The organism is Streptomyces sp. NPDC031064, from assembly GCF_055570965.1.
Window position 1 is genome coordinate 40,307 of sequence record NZ_JBVIGF010000015.1, and the last position, 6,069, is coordinate 46,375.

The 6,069-nt window shown below is 73.3% G+C and carries 4 protein-coding genes; all 4 read right to left on the minus strand.

Annotated features, from left to right (window positions below; genetic code table 11):
• Positions 1-56 precede the first annotated feature (56 nt).
• On the minus strand, positions 57-899 hold the full coding sequence (locus tag ACZ46W_RS35045) for an alpha/beta fold hydrolase (RefSeq protein ID WP_468346409.1): 843 nt from the start codon (positions 897-899) through the stop codon (positions 57-59).
• Positions 896-1,069: a hypothetical protein gene (locus ACZ46W_RS35050; protein ID WP_468346411.1), complete on the minus strand. Its 174-nt coding sequence runs from the start codon at positions 1,067-1,069 to the stop codon at positions 896-898. The genes ACZ46W_RS35045 and ACZ46W_RS35050 overlap by 4 nt, the downstream gene beginning before the upstream one ends.
• A gap of 185 nt (positions 1,070-1,254) precedes the next feature.
• Complete coding sequence (locus ACZ46W_RS35055; RefSeq protein ID WP_468346413.1) at positions 1,255-1,836, minus strand: hypothetical protein; 582 nt, start codon at positions 1,834-1,836, stop codon at positions 1,255-1,257.
• Between the two features lie 2 nt (positions 1,837-1,838).
• Positions 1,839-5,783 (minus strand): hypothetical protein, encoded by a 3,945-nt coding sequence (locus ACZ46W_RS35060; protein WP_468346415.1) that lies wholly within the window; start codon positions 5,781-5,783, stop codon positions 1,839-1,841.
• Positions 5,784-6,069: the final 286 nt, after the last annotated feature.

Here is a 6,069-nt window from a genome sequence, read left to right on the forward strand (position 1 = left end):
TCCCGGCGAAGGGGCGAAGAGGAGCGGGAGATGACGGTCCTGCTTCCCGCCGTCCTCTAACCGAGCGTGAGCATCGCCTCCGTGACCTCGCCGACTGCCGCATCAGGGATGGCCGTGGCGGCCTCCTGGAGGACCAGCAGCCGTGCCCCGGGGATCTCGCGTGCGATCGCCTCGCCGTTGCCGACGGGGAAGAAGCGGTCGCGGCGGCCGTGGACGACGAGAGTGGGGACCTCGATCTCGGGCAGGCGCTCGCGCCAGCGGGGCGTGCAGTCGAGCCTGGAGAACACCATGCCCATCTGGTTGGCCATCTGGACCGGAGGTGCGGTGCCGGGGGTGCGGTCCCAGATGCGCGCGGCGGTTGCGCGCGCGGTGACGGGGTCGTTGCCGAGGATCTCCGCGCCGGCGGCGGCGAACTCCGCGACGGCCTCGCGGTCGGTCCAGTCGGGCATCGGACGCGCGAACAGCCGGCTCATCGTCACGTGGTCGTGGTCGGGGAGGTCGTCGTCGGGCGGGCCGGGGGCGACCGCGCGGGTGCCGACCAAGGTGAGCGCCGAGAACGCGTCCGGATGGTCGAGCACGGCCACCTGGGCGACCATCCCGCCGACGCCGATCCCCGCGAGGTGCGCGGGCCCCCCGCCGAGCGCGTCGGCGAGGGCCGCCGCGTCGGCGGCGAGGCTGCGCAGGCTGTAGGCGGGCGCCTGTGGATCTCGCGTCGTCGACTCGCCGCTGTCGCGCAGGTCGTAGCGCACCACTCGGCGGCCGCCGGCGGCAAGGCGCTCGCACAGCGCGTCGGGCCAGGAGAGCATCGTCGTCCCGCCCGCGAGCAGGACAAGTGGCGCGTCGTCGTCACCGAACGACTCGATGCCCAGGGCAGTCCCATTGACGTTGACAGTGGTCATCGGATCACCCCGGGGACGTCGTAGGCCAGGCGGGCCGCGGTCGACGTCGAGATCACGCTCCGCTGCTGCCGGGCCTCGCCGCCGGTACCCAGACCGTTGTCCGGGCTGCGGTCGGGCTCGGTGACGAAGCGGCCGAGAGAGACCGCGGTGTTGGCGATGGTTCGAGTCATGCCAGGACAGACCCGATCCGCCGTCCAAACTCATCGCTCACGCCGAAGCGAGTGGCCCACACGGAACACCGAAGAGTTGTCATCGTGTGCGGTGCCGGAGTGGTGTGCCGGTCGGCCAAAGGGAAGGGAAGGGAAGAGAGAAGCCCCGCCGGACGTGGGTCCGGCGGGGCTTTCCTCATGTCGGGTCAGCGGGAGCTGACGGAACCGATCGAGGTGAGTCCTCCTTGGCCCGTCTCGCCCCGGAGCTCCGCAAACGCCGACAGGAAGCGGTCGGCGAGCGAGGAGCTCAGCAGCAGGCGGTCCGGGAGGGGCGGCAGGTTCTCCCCGTCGTACAGCACCGGTGAGTCCCAGTCGCCGGGTTCGGTCACGCCGCTGCGGTCGACGACCACGGCACGGGTCGGTACCGGAAGCGCGGCGGCCGCGGCGAGGACGGCTGCCTCCACCGTGTCCGACTGCTCCGTCGTGAGCCCATCCAGCCACAGGGTCTGGATCTCGCAGCCGAGCGGTTCGTAGGTGTACTGGTCGACCACGTCGATGTCGGCGGACAGCCACCAGTTCGTCGTCAGGGACGCGATCCGCAGTCCCAGCAGCCGACCGAGTTCCTCCGGAGGCAGGAGGACGTCGTCCCCCTCGACGTCGAGCACCACGGCCGCGCCTTTCGCGGGGTGCACGAGACTCAGACCGTGCGCCTCGAACAGCTCCGCCTGTGCGGCGAGGACCGGCGTGGCCGCCGACTCGCGGTACCAGCGGATGTATCCGTCACTCATGGTCAGCAGTCCGGCAGCGTGAAGATGTGCACATTCTCGTCTCCGAAGACCTTCTTGGCCTGCTTGATGGCCGATTCCGGGGTGTTGTCGGCGAGGTAGTAGACCGCCTTCACGCCCGCCTCGTCGGCCGCGTACTTGTTGATCTTAAGGGCCTTGCCGAACTTGGACGGATTGGCCGCCTTGGCGCCACCGCCGACGTACACGTACTCACCATTGGGACCGATGACGTCGAGACCGCTGGAGCCGACGTTGGGCATGACGATCTTGATGTCCTGGCCCTTGTCGTCCTTGGCCACCTTGCCGCCGACGAGCTTGGCGATGTACTCCTCACGAGCCAGACCGATGTCACCCGCCTCCTTGCCGCCCCCGCCCGACGCGGCCGCCAGGGCGCGCTGCGAGCCGAACGCCTTCGCCGAGGCGCTCCTCGCCGACGGGCCGCTCTTCTTCCGGTCGGTCGCACAGGCCGGGAGCTTCTTCCATACGTCCTCGATGACCTCCTCGCCCTTGTCGACGAGCTTCTTGGCCTTGGCCGACTTGTCGAGGAACTCCTTGATGCCCCAGATCGCCTTGCCGATCTTCGGGAGCTTGCTGACGATGGCGGCTGCCTTCGTCCACGGGAGGTTCTCGACGATCGCCCACAGGCAGGTCGGGATGTCCGGGTCGTCCCAGCACTCCTTGATCTTCTCGGCGGCGATCTCAACGAGGAGCTCGGCGCCGTTCTCCATCAGGTAGTCGAGGAGGTCCTGCTGGGCCAGAGCCCGGGCCGCCTCGTACTCGGCCGGGCTGATGCCCGCCGCCTCCAGCGCCTTGCGCTCGGCCGCGTCCAGGGAGTAGGGGTCACCCTTCTCCTTGGCCTTGGCGGCCTCTTCGCGTTTCTTGCGCTCCAGCTCGCGCTGGTACTCCTCGGCCTTCTTGGCGGCTTCGTCGGCTTCCTTGGCGTAGGTACCGGCGTTCTTGGCCGCGGTTTCGGCGGAGGCCGCGTGCTTCTCGGCGGACTCGGCGAAGGAGTTGGCGTCGGCGGCGTCCTTCTCCGCCTGAGTGGCCGCGCCCTGGGCGACGGCGGCCTCCTTCTCGGCGAGGGTGGCGGCGCTGTTGGCGGCTGCCGCGTGGTTGTCGGCCTCGGCGGCGGCGCCCCGGGCGCGGGCTGCCTCGGCTTCGGCCTGGGTGGCAGCGTTGCGCGCAGCGGCCGCGTCGGCGTACGCCTGGTTGGCGGCCGTACGGGCGAGTTTGGCGTCGGCCTGGGCCTGGGCGTCGGCCTCGTTGGCCCGTGCCGCGGCGGCCCGGGCCTTGGCACCGTCGTCGGCGGCCTGGGCGGCGGACTTCATCGCCGCGACCGAGGAGCGTGCCGCGTCCGCGGAGGAACGCGCGGCTGCCGCCGCCGCCTTGAAGGCGGGTGCGACCTGGGCGTTGGCGCGGGCGGCGGCGGCTTCTGCCGCTTCGGCCGCCTTGAGCGCTTCCGCTGCTCGGGCTTCCGCCTTGGTGACTTCTGCCTGGCCCATGGTCTGGGCGGCCTTGGCGACCTCGGTGGCGAAGTCGGCGTCCACGTCCGTGCCGGTGAACGGAGCGGTCAGCGCGATGGCGGTGTTGGCCGGGTCGGCGATGCCCGCGGCGGTGGTACGGGCCGAGGTCGCGGCCTGGACCGCGATCGTGGCCTGGAGGCGGGCCATGGCCGCCTCCCGGGTGGCGCCCTCGGCCTCTTCCTTGGTGCGGTTGGCCGCCTGGAGGGCGTGGTTGGCGTGGATGGCGGCCAGGCCGGCCAGCCGGGACGCCTCGTGGGCGGCGATACCGGCGCGGGCCTCCTGCGCGGTGGCCTCGGCCGCCTTGGCGTTCGCCCGTTGGGCCGCGGCGCGGGTGGCGGCGGCCTCGGACTCGGCCCTGTTGGCCGCCGCGTTCGCCGCGAAGGCGGCCGCTTCGGCCTTGTTGGCCGCGGCGTTGGCCCGTGCGGCGTGCGCGGTGGCCTCGGCGGCCGCCGCCCGTGCCCGCGCGGCGGCACCCGCCGCCTCGATGGCCGCCGAGCGCGACCGTACCGCTGCCGCGGAGGCCTGGTCGGCCGCGCCGCGAGCGGTGCCTGCCGCCGTCCCGGCCGCGGTCGCCGCGGAGCGGGCCTCGGTGGCCGCCGCGCGGGCGGTCTCGGCGTGCTCGGTGCCCTTGGCCTTGGCGGCCAGCGCCTCGCTCGCCCGGGCGCGGGCGTCCTCGGCCTTGTGGGCGCGTTCGGCCTCCACCGCCTTGTTACGGGCGGTGCGGGCCTTGGCCTCCTCGCCCCTGGCCAGCTCGTCGGCCTTGGCGGCGATGCCTTCCTGGGCCTGCGCGGTGGCCCGCTTCTCCGCCGCCACGGCCGCCGCGGCCTGTGCGTCGGCCCGCTTGGCCGACGCGGTACGGGCCTCGGCCTCGGCACGCGCGCGTGCCGCCGCGGCCGCATCCCGTTCCTGCTCGGCCCGCACCCGCGCGGCCGCCGCCAGATCCCGCTCACGCTCGGCGATCGCCCGCTGCTCGGCCGCGATCCTGGCCTGGGTCTGCGCCTCGATCCGCGCGTCGCGGGTCTTCTTGGCGTGCTCCCAGGCCTGCTTCTCGGCCTGCTCGGCCGCGATCCTGGCCTGGCGGGCCTTGGCCGCCGCGTCCGCGGCGATCTTGGCCTGCTTGGCGGCCGCCTCGGCCAGCCGGGCCGCCGCCTTCGCGTGCTCCTCGGCGTTCGCCCGCCACTTCGCCGCCTGCTGGGCGTGCAGCTCGGCCTGGTTCTTGGAGTTCAGCCCGGCCGCGTCGGCGGCCGTGGCGTCCACCGCGTGCCGCGCGGTCGCCGCCGCCGTGGCCGCCGCGGTGGCCGCACCCTCAATACCGGACGCGACCTCCGCCCACTGCACCCCGTGGGTCAGCCCGGTGTCGACCAGCACATCGGCCTGCACCTTGGCCTGCCCGGCCGCGACCTGCGCCGCCTTCGCCGCACCCTCGGCGATACCCACCTGCCGGGCGACCTCGGCTTTGACCGGCGCGTAGTCCGACAGACGCTTCCCGGCCTTGTCGGCCGCCAGCATCCGGTCGGCCTCACGCGACTGCGCGGCCGCCGCACTCATCGCGTTCGACGCGGTCTTCAACGCCCTGACCGCGTCCCCATGAGCGGCGATCAGCTTCGTACGTGCCTCGGCGGCGGTCGCCGCCTTCTGCGCCAGCTCCCGCAGCCGCTCCGCCGCCTCGGCCGCCTCCTTCTGCGCCTTCTCGTGCGCCGCCCGATCGTCCGCGTCCTTCTGCGCCGCGACCAGGTAGCCCTTCTCCAGGAACTCGGCGATCACCTTGGCGTCACCCGTGGCCAGAGCGGCCTGAGCGGCCCGCTTCACCTCCGGGCCACCCACCGCGACGAGCATCTCGACCCGCTTGCGGTTCTCCTCGACCCGCTGCTGCTCGTTCTGCTCGGTGGCCTTGTCCCGCTGCCGGGCGATGTCCGCACCGAAGGCCAGGAAGTCGGCCCGGTCCCGGGCCGTGCCCTTCAGGACCCGCTCGACCTCCGCGTTGAAATGCGGACCACCGGTCCCGCGCAGCGCCTCGATCTTCCGCCGGTTGTCCACATCGGCGGCATCCCGCTTGTCCTTGGCACGCTGCCGCGCCTCGGCCTCACCACGCTCCAGGAAGTCGCGGATCGCGTTCGGGTCGGTGCTCGCCAGCGCCTTCTTGGCGGCCTCGCGGACCTCTTCCTCCTCGTCGAACTCCGCGAAGTCCTCGACCAACTGCCGGTCACGCTCGTCACTGATCCGGTCCAGCTCGGACGTGGCGGCGGGCGCCGGGGCGGCGCCGCTCTTCGGCTCCGCCGCCGCGAGCGCGTTCAGCGACTGGAGCGTCCGCGCCGGCGACGCCTGTTCGGTGCGTACGGAGGTCGCTGCGGCGGCCTCACTGGCGACGGTGCCCAGCACCGCCACGGCGACCGCCGCGGACACGGCCTTCCGTACATGTGCGGCCACGCCGACGCGCGGCCCTCCGGCTCTGGGCCGGACTCTTCCCCACACGGGAAACCCCCTAGACGAATGATCGAGAAAATCCCGCCCCGGTCACGGGCGGGTGGTCGGTGCGCCGACCGGCGGGCCATCGGTGCGCCCGAGCCGGCCGGACTCCCGGCCGGCCCCGGCAACGGGCCGGCCGGGCGCTTCCCCGGGCGCTTCCCCGGGCGCTTCCCCGGGCGCTTCCCCGGGCGCTTCCCTGGGCGCTTCCCTGGGCGCTTCCCTGGGCGCTTCCCTGGGCGCTTCCCCG